At 61.5% G+C, this 19,128-nt stretch carries 17 protein-coding genes and 1 pseudogene; 12 read left to right on the top strand and 6 right to left on the bottom strand.

The genetic code is table 11. From position 1 onward, the window contains the following. Positions 1-16 precede the first annotated feature (16 nt). The 5 genes from KQI11_RS00370 to aspS all read left to right on the top strand — a co-directional run bounded on the left by KQI11_RS00370 (position 17) and on the right by aspS (position 6,854). A complete protein-coding gene (locus tag KQI11_RS00370) occupies positions 17-2,098 on the top strand; it encodes a penicillin-binding transpeptidase domain-containing protein (RefSeq protein WP_216400669.1) in 2,082 nt (693 codons plus the stop codon). A gap of 147 nt (positions 2,099-2,245) precedes the next feature. Further along, positions 2,246-2,977 (top strand): nucleotide-binding protein, encoded by a 732-nt coding sequence (locus KQI11_RS00365; RefSeq protein WP_216400668.1) that lies wholly within the window; start codon positions 2,246-2,248, stop codon positions 2,975-2,977. Between the two features lie 26 nt (positions 2,978-3,003). Continuing rightward, a complete protein-coding gene (locus KQI11_RS00360) occupies positions 3,004-3,405 on the top strand; it encodes a methylglyoxal synthase (protein ID WP_185915391.1) in 402 nt (133 codons plus the stop codon). Between the two features lie 386 nt (positions 3,406-3,791). Continuing rightward, on the top strand, positions 3,792-5,057 hold the full coding sequence (gene hisS / locus KQI11_RS00355; RefSeq protein WP_286172408.1) for a histidine--tRNA ligase: 1,266 nt from the start codon (positions 3,792-3,794) through the stop codon (positions 5,055-5,057). 12 nt (positions 5,058-5,069) lie between these two features. Then, a complete protein-coding gene (gene aspS, locus KQI11_RS00350) occupies positions 5,070-6,854 on the top strand; it encodes an aspartate--tRNA ligase (protein ID WP_243164327.1) in 1,785 nt (594 codons plus the stop codon). Between the two features lie 56 nt (positions 6,855-6,910). Here the strand turns inward: aspS and KQI11_RS13385 are convergent, their stop codons facing one another. Then, positions 6,911-8,059, bottom strand: coding sequence for a GGDEF domain-containing protein (locus KQI11_RS13385; protein ID WP_216400667.1), 1,149 nt, complete (start codon positions 8,057-8,059; stop codon positions 6,911-6,913). A 219-nt stretch (positions 8,060-8,278) separates the two neighbouring features. Between KQI11_RS13385 and KQI11_RS00340 the strand changes: the two genes are divergently transcribed. The 4 genes and pseudogenes from KQI11_RS00340 to KQI11_RS00320 all read left to right on the top strand — a co-directional run bounded on the left by KQI11_RS00340 (position 8,279) and on the right by KQI11_RS00320 (position 11,267). Then, positions 8,279-9,031 (top strand): MerR family transcriptional regulator, encoded by a 753-nt coding sequence (locus KQI11_RS00340; RefSeq protein WP_216400666.1) that lies wholly within the window; start codon positions 8,279-8,281, stop codon positions 9,029-9,031. Positions 9,032-9,458: 427 nt separating this feature from the next. Next, positions 9,459-9,832, top strand: a pseudogene (locus tag KQI11_RS00335) (TnpV protein). Positions 9,833-9,942: 110 nt separating this feature from the next. Continuing rightward, a complete protein-coding gene (locus KQI11_RS00325) occupies positions 9,943-10,482 on the top strand; it encodes a PadR family transcriptional regulator (RefSeq protein ID WP_216400665.1) in 540 nt (179 codons plus the stop codon). Then, the gene (locus KQI11_RS00320; protein ID WP_216400664.1) at positions 10,479-11,267 is read left to right on the top strand and encodes an alpha/beta fold hydrolase; all 789 of its coding nucleotides are present in this window, start codon (positions 10,479-10,481) and stop codon (positions 11,265-11,267) included. The genes KQI11_RS00325 and KQI11_RS00320 overlap by 4 nt, the downstream gene beginning before the upstream one ends. A 152-nt stretch (positions 11,268-11,419) precedes the next feature. On the opposite strand, the gene KQI11_RS00315 is transcribed toward KQI11_RS00320, so the two are convergent. The 3 genes from KQI11_RS00315 to KQI11_RS00305 all read right to left on the bottom strand — a co-directional run bounded on the left by KQI11_RS00315 (position 11,420) and on the right by KQI11_RS00305 (position 13,393). Then, the gene (locus KQI11_RS00315) at positions 11,420-11,830 is read right to left on the bottom strand and encodes a hypothetical protein (protein ID WP_216400663.1); all 411 of its coding nucleotides are present in this window, start codon (positions 11,828-11,830) and stop codon (positions 11,420-11,422) included. Continuing rightward, positions 11,814-12,077 carry a helix-turn-helix transcriptional regulator gene (locus KQI11_RS00310; protein ID WP_216400662.1) on the bottom strand — a complete coding sequence of 88 codons (264 nt, stop codon included), beginning with the start codon at positions 12,075-12,077 and terminating at the stop codon, positions 11,814-11,816. The genes KQI11_RS00315 and KQI11_RS00310 overlap by 17 nt, the downstream gene beginning before the upstream one ends. A 176-nt stretch (positions 12,078-12,253) precedes the next feature. Next, a complete protein-coding gene (locus KQI11_RS00305; protein WP_286172429.1) occupies positions 12,254-13,393 on the bottom strand; it encodes an iron-containing alcohol dehydrogenase in 1,140 nt (379 codons plus the stop codon). A gap of 399 nt (positions 13,394-13,792) precedes the next feature. Here KQI11_RS00305 and KQI11_RS00300 point away from each other — a divergent pair, with 399 nt between their 5' ends. Continuing rightward, on the top strand, positions 13,793-14,626 hold the full coding sequence (locus KQI11_RS00300) for a phosphatase PAP2 family protein (protein WP_216400660.1): 834 nt from the start codon (positions 13,793-13,795) through the stop codon (positions 14,624-14,626). Between the two features lie 35 nt (positions 14,627-14,661). After that, positions 14,662-15,651 (top strand): 3-oxoacyl-ACP synthase III family protein, encoded by a 990-nt coding sequence (locus tag KQI11_RS00295; RefSeq protein WP_216400659.1) that lies wholly within the window; start codon positions 14,662-14,664, stop codon positions 15,649-15,651. Between the two features lie 73 nt (positions 15,652-15,724). Here KQI11_RS00295 and KQI11_RS00290 read toward each other — a convergent pair whose 3' ends face one another. Continuing rightward, a complete protein-coding gene (locus KQI11_RS00290; RefSeq protein WP_216400658.1) occupies positions 15,725-17,050 on the bottom strand; it encodes an ABC transporter permease in 1,326 nt (441 codons plus the stop codon). Continuing rightward, positions 17,047-17,775 carry an ABC transporter ATP-binding protein gene (locus KQI11_RS00285; RefSeq protein WP_185915382.1) on the bottom strand — a complete coding sequence of 243 codons (729 nt, stop codon included), beginning with the start codon at positions 17,773-17,775 and terminating at the stop codon, positions 17,047-17,049. Before KQI11_RS00285 ends, KQI11_RS00290 begins: the two co-directional genes overlap by 4 nt. Before the next feature lie 225 nt (positions 17,776-18,000). Between KQI11_RS00285 and KQI11_RS00280 the strand changes: the two genes are divergently transcribed. Then, positions 18,001-19,113 (top strand): DUF3048 domain-containing protein, encoded by a 1,113-nt coding sequence (locus KQI11_RS00280; protein ID WP_216400657.1) that lies wholly within the window; start codon positions 18,001-18,003, stop codon positions 19,111-19,113. The last annotated feature ends 15 nt before the right edge of the window (positions 19,114-19,128 follow it).

Below are 19,128 nucleotides of genomic sequence, written 5' to 3'. Positions count from 1 at the left end.
AAAGGAGGGACCTTCCTTGCGAAACCTGCTGAAAAACCGCCTCTTTTACCTGGCCATCCTCATCCTTCTCGTGGGGGGGCTCTTTTCGGTCTCCCTGTTTAAGACCCAGATCGTCAAGGGGGCGGAGTACGCCGAGCTCAACCGCTCCACCTCGGTCTACACCAACACCACCGAGGCGGCGCGGGGGGAGATCGTCGACCGCAACGGCGTGGCCTTGGCGCGCAACCGCATGTGCTTCAACGTGCAGTTCAACCGCCTCTACCTGCCCGCCGACCAGCTCAACGCCACCATCCTCGCCATGATCGAGATCTTAGAGCAAAACGGCGACAGCTGGAACGACACCCTCCCCATCACCCTCACCGAGCCCTTCGCCTTTGCCCCCTACCAGGTGCCCGACGGGGAGGATGAGCCCTCCGAGGAGAAGGTGGAGGCCACCATCGCCAAGGTCAAGCGGCAGAACAACCTCAACGTCTACGCCACTGCCGAGAACGTGATGGACAAACTCATCGACACCTACGACCTGCAGGAGTACGACCGGGCCACCGCCCGCAAGATCGCCGGGGTGCGCTACGAGATGGTGGAGCGGGGCTACTCCAACGGCACCCCCTACACCTTTGCCGAGGACGTGTCCATGACCACCGTCACCATGGTGCAGGAGAAAAACGTCACCTACCCCGGGGTGGACATCGTCGAGGACACGGTGCGGGAATACCCGGGCGGCACCCTGGCCCCCCACCTGCTGGGCTACATCGGCCCCATCTCCGCCGAGGAGTACACCGAGCTCTCCCAGCAGGGGTACAAGCTCAACGCCACCGTGGGCAAAGACGGCATTGAAAAGCTCTACGAATCCTATTTAAAGGGCACCCCGGGCAAGACCCAGGTCTCCCGTGACAAACAGGGCAACATCCTCTCGGTGGAGGAGGTGCAGCAGCCGGTGGCCGGCAACACCGTCCGCCTCACCATCGACGCCCGGCTGCAGGCCACCGTGCAGGAATTGCTGGACGCCAAAATCAAGGAGATCGCCGCCACCAAGGGGGTGGACAAGGGGCGGGACGCCAACGCCGGCACCGCCGTGGTCATCGACACCCGCACCGGCGAGATCCTGGCGGCCGTCAACTCCCCCACCTACGACGTGAACACCTTTCAAAAAAACTACACCGAACTGCTGGAGGACAGCCGCCGCCCCCTCTACAACCGGGCCTTTAAGGGCACCTACACCCCCGGCTCGGTCTTCAAGCCCGCGGTGGCCCTGGCAGGGCTCAGCGAGGGGATCATCACCCCCTCCTCCACCGTCTACTGCGGGCACACCTACACCTACTACAGCGACTACCAGCCCCAGTGCCTCGGCACCCACGGGAACATCAGCCTGACGAGGGCGCTGCAGGTCTCCTGCAACATCTACTTTTACGACGTGGCCCGCCGGGTGGGGATCGACCCCATCGGCAAGATCGCCAACCAGCTGGGCCTGGGGGTCAAGACCGGGGTCGAGTTGGCCGAATCCTCCGGCCAGATCTCCAGCCCCGACGTCAAATCCCAGCTCAACCCCACCGAGAAGTGGGGCCCGGGCGACGTGATCCAGGCCGGCATCGGCCAGGGCTACACCACCGTCACCCCGCTGCAGCTGGCCAACTACGCCGCCACCATCGCCAACCACGGCACCCACTACACCCCCCACGTGGTCAAGAGCATTGAGCGGCACGACGGCAGCGAAACGGTCTACGAGACCCCCGTTCAGTCTACCAAGGTGGACGTCTCAGAGGAGGACTTTGCCGCCGTTGAGGCCGGGATGGTGGCCGTGGCGAGGGTGGGCAGCGGCCGCTCTGGCTTTGCCAATTACACCTACACGGTGGGCGCCAAGACCGGCACCCCCCAGGTGCCCGGCGGAAGCCCCAACGCCGTGTTCATCTGCTTCGGGCCGGTGGGCGACCCCGAAATCGCCGTCTGCATCATCATCGAGCACGGCGGCGACAGCGTCTATCTGCCCACCCTGGCGCGGGACATCATGAACGCCTACTTCTTCCCCCCGCAGGAGGAAAGCGCCGCCGACAGCGGGCAGGAGGAGGCCCCTGCCGCCGACACCCAGCAGCCCCAGGGCTGACCGGGGTTTGGCAGGCGGTCCCCTTTTCCAGGGGGCGCGCAGAAAAATTTGACGGAACCAATTTCGCTATGCTACAATGCTAATAGGGCTTTTCTTGAAAAAATTGGGCAAAAGCCATAATTTTAAGGCAAAAAGGACAGGGAAGCGATGGGAGAACTGATGCTGGTCACCTCCGGCAAGGGCGGGGTGGGGAAATCCACCGTCTCGTTTTACACCGGGTTGACCCTCGCCCTGCGAGGGCGAAAGGTCCTCATCATCGAGCTGGACACCGGTCTGCGCTCTTTGGACGTGATCGCCGGCATCTCCGAGCAGACGGTCTACCACCTGGGGGACGTGACGGCCGGCCGGGTCAAGCCCAGCGAGGCCATCGTCTCCTCCCCCCTCTGCAAAAACCTGCAACTTCTCTGCGCCCCCTTCTCCCCGGAGGACCGCATCGAGCCCCACCGGCTGGCCTGGCTCTGCCAGGGGCTGGACCGGTTTTACGACTACACCTTTTTGGACGCGCCCGCGGGCATCGGCTACGGCTTCAAGGTGGGCTGTACCGCCGCCCGCTCGGCGCTGATCGTCGCCACCCCCGACCCCATTTCCGCGCGGGACGGGGGTGTGGTCTGCGACCTGCTGGCAGAGGCGGGCATCACCCGCCGCCGCCTCATCATCAACCGGGTGGACGCCAAGGCCGTAGCGCGGGGCCCCATCTCCGACCTGGACGAGGTCATCGACACCGTGGGGGCCCGGCTGTTGGGGGTGTTGCCCGAGAGCACCGCCCTGCACCTGGCGGCCGTGTCCGGCCGCGCCCTGCCGGAAGGGAAAGCCGCCACCGCCTTTGCAAACATCGCCAGGCGGTTGGAGGGGGAGCAGGTTCCCCTGGCAGTACAGTAGAGAATAATTAGACGGGAGGGTCTACTTTGAACATAGCGCTCATCGCCAACGACTCCAAAAAAGAACTGATGGTTCAGTTCTGTATCGCCTACTGCGGGATCTTGAGCCGCCACAACATCTGCGCCACCGGCACCACCGGCCGCCTGGTGGCAGAGGCCACCGGCCTGCCCATCCAGAAGTATCTGGCCGGGGCCCAGGGGGGCCAGCAGCAAATCGCGGCGCTGGTCGCCTCCAACGAGATCGACCTGGTGCTGTTCTTCCGCGACTCCATCACCCAGCGCAAGAACAGGGAGGGGGACGACAACCTCTTCCGGCTCTGCGACGTGCACAACATCCCGGTCGCCACCAACATGGCCACCGCCGAGGTGCTGATCCACGGCCTGGACCGGGGCGACCTGGATTGGCGCAACATCGTCAACCCCAAATAGGCTTTTCCCGCCGAGAGACCGCTTTTTTTGCCCCGGGGCCTTGTGCTTTTGCGGGGTTTGGATTATACTGAAAACCGACAGAAAAATGGCTGCGAACAGGAGCAGTAGGCGCGATCACGCCCGCCGAGAGAGTCCCCCCATCGGCTGCAAGGGGGACCGGGCCGCCGCGCTGAACGACGTCCTGGGAGCCGGTCCCCCGCAATCGCCCGCGGCGAGAGGGGGTCCCGTTTGACCCCCGTTACCGGGTCTTGAGTGGGAGAGGGCGCACAGCGTCCCCTCCAACAAGGGTGGCACCGCGAGTACGAACCTCGTCCCTTTGGGGATGGGGTTCTTTTTATTTTTGTTCGCCCCCATCAAACCGCCCGAGAGAAAGGAAGGAAACCAACATGGCAAAACTGATCACCACCGCCCCCCGCGGCACCCAGGACGTGCTGCCACAGGAGAGTTACAAGTGGCACTTCATCGAGGGCAAGCTGATGGACCTGGCCCGCCGCTACGGCTTTTCGGAAGTGCGCACCCCCACCTTTGAGCACACCGGCCTCTTCGACCGGGGGGTGGGCGACACCACCGACATCGTGCAAAAGGAGATGTACACCTTCACTGACAAGGGGGGGCGCTCCATCACCCTGCGGCCGGAGGGGACCGCCGGGGTCGCCCGCTGCGTGCTGGAACACGGCCTGCTCAACAACCCCCTGCCCCTGAAACTGAGCTATCTCATCAGCTGTTTTCGCTACGAAAAGCCCCAGGCGGGCCGCTTCCGCGAGTTTCGCCAGTTCGGGGCCGAGGTGTTCGGCAGCCAGGACCCGGCGGTGGACGCCGAGGTGATCGCCCTGGTGGCCGACATCTTCACCACCCTGGGCATCTCCGACATCGCCCTGGAGCTCAACTCCATCGGCTGCCCCCACTGCCGGCCCGCCTACCACGAAAAGCTGCGGGCCTATTTCGCCCAGCACATCGACTCCCTCTGTCCCACCTGCCGGGAGCGGCTGGAGAAAAACCCCCTGCGCATCCTCGACTGCAAAAACGACAGCTGCAAAGAGGTGGCCAAGGGCGCGCCGCTGGGGATCGACAACCTCTGCGACGAGTGCGCCGACCACTTCGCCTCCCTCAAGGAGCGGCTGACGGCCATGGGCATCCCCTTCACCGTCAACCCCCAGATCGTCCGCGGGCTGGACTACTACACCAAGACGGTCTTTGAGTTTGTCTCCACCTCCATCGGCGCCCAGGGCACCGTCTGCGGCGGCGGCCGCTACGACGGCCTGCTGGAGACCCTGGGCGGCCCCTCCACCCCGGCCATCGGCTTTGCGGTGGGGCTGCAGCGGCTGCTGGCGGTGATGGAGCAGGACGGCGCCTCCCTAGGCGCGCCCCCCGCCTGCGACATCTTCCTGGCCTCCATCGGCCAGGGCGCCTCGGTGGAGGCGCAGAAACTGGCTCTGCGACTGCGCCGGGCCGGGCTGCACGCCGAGAGCGACGTGCAGGGCCGCAGCCTGAAGGCGCAGATGAAGTACGCCGACAAGCTGGGCGCCCGCTACACGGTGGTGTTGGGGGACGACGAGGTCAAGACCGGGCAGATCAAACTGAAGCGGATGGACGACGGCCAGGTGGAGGAGACCACCCTGGAGGCCCTGCCCGCCCTGCTGTGTGAAAAATAGGAGGAATTGCTGATGGAGACCATTCACGGCTTTAAGAGGACCAGTTACTGCGGCGAAGTCACCGCCGCCCAGATCGGCCAGCAGGCAAAAGTCTGCGGCTGGGTGCAGAAACAGAGAGACCTGGGCAACCTGATCTTTATCGACCTGCGCGACCGCACCGGCATCGTCCAGCTGGCCTTTGACGACGGCACCGACCGCGACATCTTTGAAAAGGCCTTCTCTGCCCGGGCGGAATTTGTGCTGGCCGTCACCGGCACCGTGCGGGAGCGGGAGAGCAAGAACCCCGACCTGAAAAACGGCGACATCGAGATCTACGTCACCGAGCTGCGGGTGCTGGCCAAGGCCAAGACCCCGCCCTTTGAAATCAACGACTCCATCAACGTCAAGGACGAGGTGCGGCTGCGCTACCGCTACCTGGACCTGCGCCGCCCTGAGGTGATGGCCCCCCTGCTGGCCCGCCACAAGATCGTCAAGGCCGCGCGGGACTACTTTGACCGCAACGACTTTTTGGAGATCGAGACCCCCATGCTCATCAAGTCCACCCCCGAGGGGGCGCGGGACTACCTGGTGCCCAGCCGGGTGCACCCCGGCGCCTTTTACGCCCTGCCCCAGTCCCCCCAGATGTACAAGCAGCTGCTGATGCTCTCGGGCTTTGACCGCTACATGCAGGTGGTCAAGTGCTTCCGGGATGAGGACCTGCGGGCCGACCGGCAGCCCGAGTTCACCCAGATCGACTTGGAGATGTCCTTTGTCGAGGAGGACGACGTCATGTCGGTCAACGAGGGCTTTATGAAGTACGTCTTTCGGGAGATCCTGGGCCGGGACATCCAGACCCCCTTCCTGCGGATGCCCTACCGCGAGGCCATGGAGCGCTTTGGCAGCGACAAGCCCGACACCCGCTTTGGGATGGAGCTGTGCGATTTGGGCGGGGCGCTGAAGGACTGCACCTTCAAGGTCTTCTCCGGCGCGCTGGAGGCCGGCGGCCGGGTGATGGCCATCAACGCCAAGGGCCTCTACGGCGAACTGAGCCGCAAGCAGATCGACAAGCTGACCGACTTTGTCAAGACCTACCGGGCCAAGGGCCTCGCCTTCACCCGGCTGGGGGAGGACGGCACCGCCAGTTCCAGCTTTGAGAAGTTCCTCACCGAGGAGGAGGTGGCGGCTGTCCGCCAGGCGGCCGATCTGCAGCCCGGCGACGTGCTGCTGGTGGTGGCCGACCAGAGCGAGGAGACGGTGCAGACCGCCCTGGGCGCCCTGCGCTGCGAACTGGCCGAGAAACACGGCCTCATCGACCCCGAGCGCTTTGACTTCCTCTGGGTCACCGACTTCCCCCTCTTCGAGTACAGCGAGGAGGAGGACCGCTACGTGGCCAAGCACCACCCCTTCACCGCCCCCGCTTTGGAGGACGTGGACAAGATCGAGAGCGACCCCGCCCACGCCCGGGCCCGCGCCTACGACATGGTGCTCAACGGCTGCGAGGTGGGCGGCGGCTCCATCCGCATCTCCGACCCCGCGCTGCAGGACCGGATGTTTGCGGCCCTGGGTTTCACCGAGGAGGAGGCGCACCGCCGCTTCGGCTTCCTCATCGACGCCTTCTCCTACGGCGTCCCCCCCCACGGCGGCATGGCCTACGGCCTCGACCGGCTGGTGATGCTGATGCTGGGCAAGTCCTCCATCCGCGACGTCATCGCCTTCCCCAAGGTGCAAAATGCCAGCGAGCTGATGAGCGGCGCCCCCGACGCGGTGGACCCCAGCCAGTTGGAGGAGCTCTCCATCGCCCTGGTACAGCCCGAATAAATCCCCATTGCAACCAAAAAAGAGTGCCGGTCTTCGGCACTCTTTTTGCTTTTGTTTTATTGGGGGCAGGGGGGATCTGCAGCAGAAGGGGAGACCCCCTGTTTTTTGGCGTTTTTGACCCGGTACATCTCCCCGTCCAGCCGGCGCAAGAAGTCTGCAACGTCCAATCCGCCCCTTTCGCAGCAGAGGGAGCCGGTGCTGAAGGAGAGCTGCCCGCCCTCGCCGGACGACTGGCCGTTGAGGGCCGTTCGGGCCTGTTCCAGCCGGCGGAGCAGGTCGCCTATCCGCTCCTCCCCATCCCGCCAGACCACCACAAACTCGTCGCCCCCGTACCGGGTGGCCACCATCCCCTTGCGCTCACTCCGGCGGATGACCTCTGCCATCCGCACCAGCATCTGGTCGCCGCACAGGTGCCCGCGGGTGTCGTTGATGTCCTTGAGCCCGTCTAAGTCGATCATCACCCCGCAGACCTTCCCCGAACCGGCGCCGTCAAACCAGCGGCCCAGGTATTCGTCCAGCAGCCGCCGGTTGCCCAGGCCGGTGAGGGCGTCGGTGTAGATCAAGCTGCCCTGGGAGACCTGGTAGAGCATGAGGGTGGAGAGGGCGTAGGTGCAGATGAGGGAGACGCTCCGAACGGCGATCTGCACCAGTTCCGCGCAGAGGGGGAGGACGGGGAAGAGAAGAAAGGGGAGGAGGGTCTCCCGCTTGACCCAGTTGCGGTTTCTATAGAGGAGCAGCATCACCGCGGCGGTGGAGAGGTAGTTGAAGAGGGTGAACACCCACATCGCCACATAGCCGATGACGATGGTGCCCTCCTCTGAAATGGAGAACATCCACCCGCAAACACAGTTGACCAAGACGATGGCCGCGTCCGCGGCAAAGAGGGCGGTGTAGAGGGCGGAGTGCCCGCCCGCCGCGCCGGGGAAGAGGGTGTGCAGCACAAAGCGCGCCCAGGTCCAGACAATGGCGGCATTCACCACAAAGTAGGCGCTTTTGACCGCGGCAATGGCGGCGCGGGCCCAGGGGCGGCCGTAGAGGGCCAGATAGGCGACATCCAGGGACAAAAAGGCCAATACCAGCAAAATGATCTGGAAGTAGGCGCGGCCGGCCCTGTCGCTCCGCTCTCTTCCCCGCAGGCCAAACAGCAGGATGAAGAGGTTGGCCATGGACAGAATGTCCAGAGCAATGCTGCAGTCGATCTTCACTGGTTCTCCCCCCCCCTTTCGCCGCTCCCAGGCGACCGCCCCGAAGCCCTTTTATTTTACCATTATACCGCCGCTGTCCACCGCCGCGCAATCCACCCCGCCGATGCAAAAATGTTTTTGCGAAAATTTTCGCTGCCCCCTTGACCTTGCCCCTACGTCATAGGGTATGCTAAAGTCAGACCGGTCGAGACAGAACAGCAAAGAGGAGGCATATCTGGGATGGAGGACGAGACCCTGTGGACGGTGGCCCAGGTGGCCCGGCAGGCAGGAATCACGGCGCGCGCGCTGCACCACTACGACCGCATCGGCCTGCTGCGCCCCGGCCAGAAGACCGAGGCGGGCTACCGGCTCTACGGCCGGGCCGAGCGGGAGCGGCTGCAGGAGATCCTCTTTTTGCGGGAGCTGGACTTTCCCCTCGGCGAGATCGCCGCCATTCTGGATCACCCCGCCTACGACCGAAGGGAGGCCATGCGCCGCCAGCGGGAACTGCTGCTGCTCAAGCGGCAGCGGCTGGACGGGCTGCTGGCCCTGCTGGACCGGGCGGTGGAGGGGGACGCCTCCCTCAATTTGGAGGAATTTTCAATGGACAAAATCGATCGGGCCAAAGAGGCCTATCGCGAGGAAGCCCGCGCCCGCTGGGGCGACACCGATGCCTACCGGGAAAGCCAGCGGCGCACCGCCGCCTACACCCCCGACGACTGGGCCGCCCTCACAGCGGAGATGGAGGAGATTTTCGCCGCCTTCTCCCGCCTGATGGCAGAGGACGTTGCCCCAGACAGCCCGGAGGCCGCCGCCGCGGTGCAGCGCTGGCAGGACTTTATCACCGCGCACTACTACCCCTGCACCGACGAGATACTGGCCGGCCTGGGGGAGATGTACGCCGCCGACCCCCGCTTTGCCGAGAGCATGGACAAAGCCGGCGCAGGCACCGCCGCCTTTGTGGCCCGGTGCATCGCCGCCAAAAGCCGGTAGCCGCCGGATTGCCTAGATAAGAGAGGACGCTCCGCCACTGTGCGAAGCGCCCTCTCTTTCTCCCTTGCTGTCCTTTCGCGAGACGACGGCCGACAGTCCCCGACTGGACCGGAGAGAGCAAAGAAATTGTTGGAGCCAGGCGGCAGGCAAAGCGAGAAATAAACGGGAATTTGAATTACAACAAATTATGACCTCTTAACAGAGATTATAAATTATCAATAAAATCCTCCAAAAGCCTTGAAAACGAAGGATTTATCACAATGTGTTCGCCTTATCCCTTTATATGATTTCACACAAGTTTACTCTTTCCCTGACTGCTCATAAGGGCAAATTCAAGGGCAAGTAATCTGATAACAAGATATAAAAGAGTGTGGCAATCAGAGAACTGTGATGTATGTGCGGATATATTATAATGGAGGATTTATAAATGGACAAGCATATCTATGATGAAAACAACGAGCTGTGGTATGAGCTTAAAGGCGATTACTATATCCCATGTCTTGGATTACCAGCCGAAGAAGAAAGACCTATTGGCATTTGGGGACAGCGGCACAAACGCTGCCTGAAAGAGCATAAAAAAAGCGACCTACACAACGCTTTTAACCAATGGCAAACTCAACACTTATCTTACAGACATTGACAGCCAGGCGCAGGAACGCTTTGAAACGCTCACAGAGCAGATGAAACAGGCACAGGGTATTTAAAGAAAAGACTGAAAACGCTTTAGAATGGGTAGGGCGAATGAATAACATAAGGGCGTGTGCTATGGAGACTGTAAATAACGAGATAATCTACGCATAACTATTTTGGAGGCAGGGCTTTACTTCCTGCCTCCTTTATTATCTATTGACATTGTTAGGGAAATCAAACATAATTGAAATGTTACTAATAGTAATATAAAGGAGGGGCGTATGGATAACATTATTCTTGGCCTTTTGCTGTTGAGCAGCAGAACCATTTATCAGTTGCGTGAGAGAATAGATAAAGGGCTTAATATGATGTATAGCAGCAGTATGGGAAGTATACAGGCTGCTATAAAGAAATTGCTTAATTGTGAATATATTCAGTATAAAGAGGTCGTTGAGAATGGAAAATATAAAAAGATTTATTCCATAACGGATAGAGGGAAACAAAATTTTATTGAGTGGTTATCCACGCCAATGGAAATACAGAGTAGCAAAAATCCTGAATTGGCTAAATTGTATTTTATGGGTTTTTCAACAAAAGAAAAGCGTAAAGCAGTGTTACAAGAGTATGTATCAAAGTTAAAAGAACAGTATGACGTATTGAATGCTATTTGCAAGGAAGCAGAAAATGTCAAAATTCCTGATGAAAACAAGGACATTCTCCATTATCAGCTTGCCGCTGCCCGATATGGCAAAGATTTTATGAAATTCAATATTGAGTGGTATCAAAAACTTTTTGATGAAATAAGAGGAAACAAAATATGAAATCAATAAAGTTAGCTAATTCGCCAATTACATATTTTATCAGTGGAACAGAGCATACTGAATGGATACTTTTTATTCACGCCGCTTTTGTCAATCACAATATGTTTAAGGCACAGTTTGAGTACTTTCAGAACAAATATAATGTTATGGCTATTGACATCATTGGTCACGGACAGTCAACGGATACCCGAAAAGGAGATAGTATAGATAAGATGTCAGAATGGATATTCGACATCTTAAAGGTAGAAAATATTGAAAAAATACATATTGTAGGTGTTTCGTTGGGAGCAGTCTTGGCGCAGGATTTTGCTAATCGTTACTCAAACTTAGTGCGCTCATTGGCTTGCTTTGGAGGATATGACATCAATAATTTTGATATTAAAATGCAAAAGAAAAATGGTGCAAAACAGATGTTGATGATGTTAAAATCCATTTTTTCCATTAAATGGTTTGCAAAAGCAAATAAGAAAATTTCTGCCTATACTTCACAGGCGCAAGATGAGTTTTTTGATATGAATATACTTTTTTCGAAAAAGTCATTTATGTTTTTGACAACACTCAATAGTATGGTAAATAAGCATAAAACCGGAAAACGAAATTACCCTTTGTTGATAGGATGCGGAAGTTTTGATATTCCAATGGAATTAGAGGCAATCAAACAATGGAAAATAAATGAACCAAATTGCAGGGTAGTTATTTTTGAAAATGCGGGACACTGCGCCAATATGGATGTGCCACAGGAGTTTAATGAAACTATGGAGGATTTTTGGACAAGTGCAGAATAAAAAGACTGATTGTAAATTAGTAATTTACAGCAACAAAATATTTTTCCAGCGCGCAGTTGCCCGTTTACAGGCTGTGGGGCAGGTGATACAGGCGAAAAACTTTCCGCGCCTCTCGGGTGGCCTGTCGGCGTCATGCCCTTCTAGAGTTTGACTTACAGGTCCGCGCGCCGGAGGAGGTCGGCCATCTGCCGCAGCAGGGCCGCCTTCTCCCGCGCTCGCTGCAGCTCGGCGTCGCTGCAGCGCAGCCAGTCAAAGGCCTTGATTTCCTGGATGGTCCGCTCCAACCGCCGTTTTTCCGCCGCCAGCTCCTCCAGGGAGAAGGGGGTGACGGGCGCGGTCTCGTCCCCCTCCATTGCGGCGGCGAGGCGGTAGACCCCCGGCCGCAACAGCTCGATCTCTCCCTGTTCCTTCATCTGGTGCAGCACCGAGCGCAGGGCCGCGCTGTCCGACGGCACGGGAAAGCCCCGCCGGGCCAGTTCGTCCCTGACCTCGGCGTTTTCGTGCGCCTGGCCGTCGGCGTACACATGGCGGGCGGCCCGCCGGATCTCACCTGCCATCGACATGGATATCCCCCTCCCGCAAAAGGGCGTGGGTCAGCTGCTCCTGACTCACCCCGGCAAAGGCCGCCACCCTCTCCACCGTCGAGTGCAGCGGTTCAAAGGCCAATCCCTGCTCATAGCGGTAAACCTGTTGGCGGGAGAGCCCCACCTTTTCCCCCAGCTGCTCCTGCGACAGGTGCAGCGCTGCGCGGATCACCGCCAAATTCTTGCCAAAACACCCCAGCTCCCGCGCCGTCTTCTTCTCTGCCATCCGGCTTTCCCCCTCTGTTCGTTTGCCCCATTATAACGCCCCGTCCCCCCTCCGTCTACAACGCCCGTTTTACATTTTCTACGAATTCTTCCTTTTTTCGTTCTTTTTTTGCGCGGCTGTCCGCCGGGAGGCGCAAAAAAAGCCGGGCGATTTCGCCCGGCCCCAAAGGACAGCTGCTATTTGACAAACATGGCCCGGAGCAGTTCCACCGCCTCGTCGGCCGTGTAGCCACCGGGGGTGCGGTGAAAGTTGGAGACCGCCTCGAAGCGGCTGCGGCAGCCCTCCACCTCCTGCGCCGTCATGGTGCAGCCGGTGCGGCAAAACCGCTGCAAAAGCCGGCAGACCGCCCGCTCGTCCGGCTCGCCCAGGGCCTTTAAGAAGGGGCGGAACAGCTCCCGCGAACAGCTCTTGGCCCGCTGGATAAAGGCCGGCAGAAAAGCGCCCGACGCCGTTCCGTGGGGGATGCCGTAACGCTCGGTGAGCAGATAGCCCAGCCGGTGGGGGAAACAGGTGCCGCAGTGGTTGAGGGAGAACCCGGCACAGAGGCAGCCCTCGCTGATCTGGTCGCGCAGCTGGGGCTGGATCTCCACCGCCGCGCCCCGGGCGCTGTCCTCCCAGGCGTCGGCCAGACGGCAGAGCCCCTCGTAGAGCAGCTCGATCCCCCGCAGGGCGAACATCCGGCTCACCCCGTCGGCATTCTGGGCAAAATAGCTCTCCACCCCGTGGCAGAAGGCGTCCACCGCCGTGGAGACGGTCTGCCGGTAGGGGAGGGAATAGGTGTACTTGGGGTCGATGAGGGCCAGGCGGGGGAAGGTGTCCTCCCGCCCGACACTCTGCTTGCGGCCGATCTCGTCGATGGTCAGCACCGCCGTCTGGTCCAGCTCGCTGGAGGTGCCGGCGGTGGTGGGGACGCAGACCACCGGCAGGGCGGGGGCCTGCCACTCCCTGTCGTAGAGGGCGCTCTCGTCCAGTTGGGGGTTGGCGGCAAAGACCGCCGCCGCCTTGGCCGCATCCATGGCCGAACCGCCCCCGATGCCCACCACAAAGTCGGCGCCAAAGGCCCGGGCCGCCTCGCCCGCCCGCTTGCAGGTGGAGACAAGGGGGTTTTCCCCCACCTGGGAAAAGACCTCCCACTCCACCCGGTGCATCTTCAGGGCGGTGCACACGTCCTCCAGGGCGCCGCTCTTGACCGCCCCGCTCCTGCCGGTGACCAGCAGCGCCCTGTCCCCCAGCGACGCCAGCTGCTGGGAGTGCAGCAGCACGCACCCGCTCTCAAAATACACCTGGACCGGCATGTAAAAATTCACCGAACGCATCACAGCAGATTCCTCCCCTCGCCGCGCGCACCGCCCTGGAGCGGCGGCGCGGTCATTCGCGGCCATTGTATCGCAAGGTAAAATCGGACCGCCGGACAGGGACAACCGCGGCCCATCCACCCGACGGCCGGCCGTTTCGGCATAACGGCTGTACTGTGGCCACTATACCACAAGTGCCGAGCGAGCAGTGGGATTTGGCATGAGACAGGGAGCAAACGGCGTTTGCGCACCTGCGCGGCCACCCCGGCATGATCGCCACTTTGTGGCCATTATACCACATCCCCCGGCGCAGGAAGGGGAAATTTGGGAAAGAGCAGATCTTTCCCCTTTCTTTTTTTGAAAAGCCCCCGCCCCTGTGGTATCATAATAGCAGTCTGTTTTTGAAAAGGGGAACCGCTTTTGGAACTGTCGATCCTGCACTTTATCCAGCGCTTTGCCACCCCGCTGCTGGACAACGTCTTCCTCGCCATCACCGTTTTGGGGGAACCGGTAGCCATTCTGGTGCCCATCCTGGTCATCTACTACTGCTACAACAAGAAGATGGGGCTCTTTTTGGCCTTTTCCAGCCTCACCTCCCAGGGGGTAAACGCCGGAGTCAAGGCCCTTGTCGGCCGGGGGCGGCCCATCGGTCAGCCGGGGATCCGCAGCCTGCGCACCCAGACTGCCGGCGGCTCCTCTATGCCCAGCGGCCACACCCAGGGGGCCGTCACCCTGCTCTACTCCATCTACAAATTCGTCAAGCAGAAGTCCATGCTGGCGGTGGCGGTGGTGATCGGGGTGGCGGTGGCCCTCTCCCGGCTCTACCTTGGGCTGCACTGGCCCACCGACGTGGTGGCCGGCTTCCTGCTGGCGATGCTGGTGTCCGAAGTCTGCTACCGGCTCTTCATCACCACCAAGCGCCCCTGGCTCCTCTTTACAGTGGCGGCCGCGGCCCTCTTTTTGCTGGCCTGGCCCACCAAGGGGAGCGCCGCGTTTTACAAGCTCACCGGCGCCTTTGTGGGGCTGGCCGCCGGCGCCTGGTTTGAGGACGCGGCCGTCCGCTTCACCTGCGAGACCTCCCTGCTCAAAAAGCTGGCGCGGGTCCTGTTGGGGGCCCTGCTCCTCTGGCTGCTGGACTGGGGGCTCTCCCTGGTCCTGCCCCAGACGGCCGTGGGGGGCGCCCTGCGCTACGGCACGATGGTCTTTGCCGCCGTCGGCTTCATCCCCCTGCTCTTCAAAAAAATGAGTCTTTAGACCGCCAAAACAACTGACCGGAAAGGACGATCAACATGGGAATTCAAATCATCGGCACCGGAAAATACCTGCCCGACCGGGTGGTCACCAACGACGACCTGGCGCAGATCGTGGACACCAGCGACGAGTGGATCACCACCCGCACCGGCATCAAGACCCGCCGGGTCGAGACCGAAAAGGCCACCTGGCAGATGGCGGCCTGCGCCGCCAGAGAGGCGGTGGAGGACGCCGGGGTCGCGCCTGCCGAAATCGACCTGGTGGTCTGCTCCACCGTCACCGGCGACTACCTCACCCCCTCCACCGCCTGCCTGGTGGCGGGGGAGCTGGGGCTCGACAGCCCCTTCTGTCTGGACGTCAACTCCGCCTGCGCCGGGTTTGTGGCCGCCGTCGACCTGGCCCAGCACTACCTGGCCGGCGGCCAATACCGCTGCGCGCTGGTGGTTTCCAGCGAGATGCTCACCAAGCTGACCGACTTTTCCGACCGCGGCACCTGCGTCCTCTTTGGCGACGGGGCCGGGGCGGTGGTCCTGCGGGCCGCCGACGGCCTCTACGAGAGCTTTGCCGGGTCGGACCCCAGCGGCGGCCGCCATCTCTTTGCCCGGGGCGTCGCCCCCGCCAGCCCCTTCCGCCAGCAGCCCTTTGACCCCCTGGGCGACGGCTGGGGCCCGTCGGCGGGCCATGCCCTGCACATGAACGGGCGGGAGGTCTACAAGTTCTCCACCCGCGTTCTCCCCCTCTGCGTCAAGACCGTCTGCGAGAGGGCGGGGCTGCCGCTGGAACAGCTGGACTGGGTCTTTCCCCATCAGGCCAACCGGCGCATCCTCGAGACGGCGGCCCAGAACCTGGGGCTGCCCTTCGAGCGCTTCTACCTGAACATCGACCGCTACGGCAACATGTCCAGCGCCTGCATCCCCATCTGCCTGGCCGAGGCCAGCAGGGAAGGGCTCCTCAAGCGGGGGGACAAGATCTGCCTGGTGGGCTTTGGCGGCGGGCTGGTCTACGCCGGCTGCCTGTTGGAGTGGTAGCCCCCTCTCTCCCGCGCAAAAAGGGCGCTGGACCGTCTGGTCCAGCGCCCTTTTTTGTCGCCTGCGGCGATTTTTAGCGGCCGCTCTTTTTGCCGAGGGCGGCGAAGGCGGGTTTCTTGCCCGCGCTCTTTTTCTTGCCAAACTGCAGCTTGGCGGTGAGGATCTTGTCGCTGGAAAAGAGGCGCACAGCCAGGAACATGCAGACTGCGAAGAAGACCACCTGATACCCCAGCCCAAAGAAGAAGAGGGGGTAATTGCCAAACATCATGTTGGGGATGGCCATGAAGGTGTGGGTGAAGGGGATGGCGTAGACCAGGAACCGCGCCACCGTGGGCAGCCCGTTGACATCGGCCAGCAGGCAGATGAAGTAGGGGATCATCACCATCACCATCACCGGCATGATGGCCGTCTGGGCCGCCTTGATGTCCTGCGCCAGGGAGCCCAGGAGGATGGAGATGGTCAGCGCCGTGAGGATGGTGGCGAACAGCTGCACCCCGATGAGGAGGTACTGCCCGGTGGAGAGGGAGAGGCCCAGGGCCTTTAGCACCTCGCCGGCGGCGTTCTGGCCGCTGCCCCCCATCAGCTTGCCCATGTAGCCCGAATAGCCCACCATGAACACCGCCGCGTTGAGGAGGGAGACCAGCCCCGCGGCGATCATCTTGGAGGAGAGGATGCTGGTGCGCTTGATGGGGGCCGAGAGGAGGGTCTCCAGGGTCTTGTCATTTTTCTCATTGACGATGGTGGAGACCACCATCTGCGAGGCGAACATCAGCAGCAAAAAGACGATGATGGGGACCATCATGGTCTGGCTGCTGAGAAAGCCGGACACCGTGCTCGCCGGCACCTGCTGGGTGTGTTCCCCCACGGCGGTGTAGTCCTCTGCTTGCACCGGCTCCAAAATGGGGCCCGGGTCGGCGATGCCCGCCTTCTCCACCAGGGTGCGGGAGAGGATCGACCCCAGCTGCTGCACCACCTGGCTGTCCACCCCCGCGGAGATGTTGGCGGTGATGGCCGCACTCTTGATCTCGCTGTACAGCTGGATCTTCTGGGCCACCGGCTTTTCGGCCAGGATCCCCGCGCCAAACCCCTCGGGGATGACGATGGCGCTCTGCCGGCCCAGCTCCCGGGCGTAGTCGATGGGGTTTTCATAGGCCTTTGTGGTGCGGTGCACCACAAAGCCCGACTGCTCGATCCCCCCCAGCAGCGACCGGGTCAGCTCGCTGTCGTCCAGGTCGATGACGGCCACCTCGCCCGCGTTTTTGGCGGCCTCCTCGGTGACCGAGCCCATAAAGTTGCCCAGCAGCACAAAGATGCCCGCGCAGAGGACGATGGAGAGGACCGACTGCAGGGTGATCATCTCCCGCAGCTCTTTTTTCAAAAGGATCCAAAACTTTCTCATCGGCCGCTCACCGCCCTCTCAAATACCTCTTCCAGATTTTGCGCCTGATAGCGCTCCAACAATTCCTCGCAGTTGCCGGTGACGTGGAGGATCCCCTTGTCGATGATCCCCACCCGGTCGGAGAGGAACTCGATCTCCAACATGTTGTGGCTGGAGAGGAGGAAGCTCATCCCCTCGGCGGCCAGCCCCTTGATCATCCGCCGGATCTCCAGGGCGTTGATGATGTCCAACCCGCTGGTGGGCTCGTCGAGGATGGCCAGGGACGGGCGGGTCATCACCGCCCGGGAGAGGAGCAGTTTGCGGGTCATTCCCCGGGAATAGGTGCCGATCTTGTCGCCCAGCCGCTCGCCCAGGCCGCAGCGCTCCACCGCGTACTCGACGCAAGCCTTGGCCCGCTCCCGGTCGGCCACAAACAGCCCCGCCATGAACTTGAGGTACTCCATCCCGGTCATGGACTTGTAGGCCCCCGCCTCGTCGGGCAGGTAGGTGATGGACTCCCGCACCTTCTCCGGCTCGGCGCGCAGGCTGTGTCCGGCCACCACCGCGTCCCCGTCAGTGGGGGTCAGCAGGGTGGCAATCATCCGAATGGTGGTGGTCTTGCCGGCCCCGTTGGGGCCGATGAGGGCAAAGACCTCGCCCTTGCCCACGTCAAAACTGATGCCCTTGACCGCCTCTACCTGGCCGTACCGCTTTCGCAGTTGGCGCACTTCTAGTGTCTTCTCCATACGCTCTCCTTCTTCTCTTCTCCCCAGTGGGGCAAACATGCAATGGCCGCCTTGGCGGCTTCCATCTGCGGATGTAGAGACAGTATAGCATATCTGCCCCCTGCGGCGCCACCTTCAGCACTGGTCATTTCTCCCCTTTAATCCCTCTTTTTCTCATTTTTTTGCAAAGGGCAGGGGATGGGCGTATAATAGAGCCACCAAACTTCACATTTGGAGGAAACAAGAATGAAAAAGGCACTCTGCACAGCCCTGGCCTGCCTTCTGGCCCTGGGTCTTTTCGCCGGCTGCAACAAGGACGAGAGCGCGGTCGCCGCGGGCGGCTCCATCTCCTCCGCCCAGGTCGACCTGCGGCCGACCAACCCCCTCACCGGGCTGCGCGTCGACGACGACTACGCCACCACCCACCGGCCGGTGGGGGTGATGATCAACAACCTGAAGGCCGCCCTGCCCCAGTACGGGCTGGCACAGGCCGACATCCTCTATGAGGTGGTGGCCGAGGGGGGGATCACCCGGCTGCTGGCCATCTACTCCGATGCGCGGCAGGTGCCCAAAATCGGCTCGGTGCGCTCGGCCCGGCCCGTCTACATCGAGTTGGCCACCGGCCACGACGCCACCCTCATCCACTACGGCACCAGCACCCAGGCCGACGCCCTGCTGCAGAAAAACGGCATCAAGACGGTGGACGGGATGGCCCTCTCCACCGTGGCCTTCTCCTTTGACGAGGTGCGGCACAAGACCTACTCGCGGGAGCACTGCACCTTCACCTCGGGCGAACTCATCCAAAAGGGGCTGGACAAAAAGTCCATCAGCCTCTCGGGCGCGCCCCGCTGCGGCTTCTCCTTCTGCGAGCAGTCCAAGTTCAGCGGCGAGCTCTACGCCCCCAGCTACGGCAAGGCCGACGAGGTCTCCTTCCCCTTCTCGGGGTATGTCAGCGACACCCTGCGCTACAACGCCGCCACCTGCAGGTACGAAAAGTACCAGTTCGGCCAGCCTCACATCGACGCCGCCACCGGCGAGACCCTCTCCTTTGACAACGCCCTGCTCCTCTACACCTCCATCCGGGTCGTCGACCAGATCGGCCATGTGGACGTGGACCTGGACAGCGGGACGGGCTACTACTTCACCCGCGGCCAGTACGAGCCCATCCGGTGGAAAAAGGGCGGGGTCAGCGACCCCCTCACCTTTACCAAAGAGGACGGCTCGCCCCTGACCCTCAACGCCGGCAAGACCTATGTGGCCGTCGTCAGCGACAAAAACGAGTCCTCCCTCGACATCGCTCCCGGCAAGACAGAGGAGCCCGAAGCCACCTCCTCTGGGGCCTCCTCCGCGGCAGAATAATTGTGCCTCTCCCCG

The organism is Acetanaerobacterium sp. MSJ-12 (assembly GCF_018917875.1).
GTDB classification, from domain to species: Bacteria; Bacillota; Clostridia; order Oscillospirales; family Ruminococcaceae; genus Bittarella; species Bittarella massiliensis.
Note: the sequence above shows the minus strand (reverse complement) of the source record. Positions and strands in the feature narration are given on the sequence as shown.

What these genes read in the sequence shown, in the direction of transcription:
- KQI11_RS00315 (WP_216400663.1), bottom strand. Translation starts at nt 11,830, where the DNA reads ATGTCGATGGCAGGTGAGATCCGGCGGGCCGCCCGCCATGTGTACGCC.
- KQI11_RS00365 (WP_216400668.1), top strand. Translation starts at nt 2,246, where the DNA reads ATGGGAGAACTGATGCTGGTCACCTCCGGCAAGGGCGGGGTGGGGAAA.
- KQI11_RS00285 (WP_185915382.1), bottom strand. Translation starts at nt 17,775, where the DNA reads ATGGAGAAGACACTAGAAGTGCGCCAACTGCGAAAGCGGTACGGCCAG.
- aspS (WP_243164327.1), top strand. Translation starts at nt 5,070, where the DNA reads ATGGAGACCATTCACGGCTTTAAGAGGACCAGTTACTGCGGCGAAGTC.
- KQI11_RS00310 (WP_216400662.1), bottom strand. Translation starts at nt 12,077, where the DNA reads ATGGCAGAGAAGAAGACGGCGCGGGAGCTGGGGTGTTTTGGCAAGAAT.
- KQI11_RS00320 (WP_216400664.1), top strand. Translation starts at nt 10,479, where the DNA reads ATGAAATCAATAAAGTTAGCTAATTCGCCAATTACATATTTTATCAGT.
- KQI11_RS00280 (WP_216400657.1), top strand. Translation starts at nt 18,001, where the DNA reads ATGAAAAAGGCACTCTGCACAGCCCTGGCCTGCCTTCTGGCCCTGGGT.
- KQI11_RS00290 (WP_216400658.1), bottom strand. Translation starts at nt 17,050, where the DNA reads ATGAGAAAGTTTTGGATCCTTTTGAAAAAAGAGCTGCGGGAGATGATC.
- KQI11_RS00340 (WP_216400666.1), top strand. Translation starts at nt 8,279, where the DNA reads ATGGAGGACGAGACCCTGTGGACGGTGGCCCAGGTGGCCCGGCAGGCA.
- KQI11_RS00305 (WP_286172429.1), bottom strand. Translation starts at nt 13,393, where the DNA reads ATGCGTTCGGTGAATTTTTACATGCCGGTCCAGGTGTATTTTGAGAGC.
- KQI11_RS00325 (WP_216400665.1), top strand. Translation starts at nt 9,943, where the DNA reads ATGGATAACATTATTCTTGGCCTTTTGCTGTTGAGCAGCAGAACCATT.
- hisS (WP_286172408.1), top strand. Translation starts at nt 3,792, where the DNA reads ATGGCAAAACTGATCACCACCGCCCCCCGCGGCACCCAGGACGTGCTG.
- KQI11_RS00295 (WP_216400659.1), top strand. Translation starts at nt 14,662, where the DNA reads ATGGGAATTCAAATCATCGGCACCGGAAAATACCTGCCCGACCGGGTG.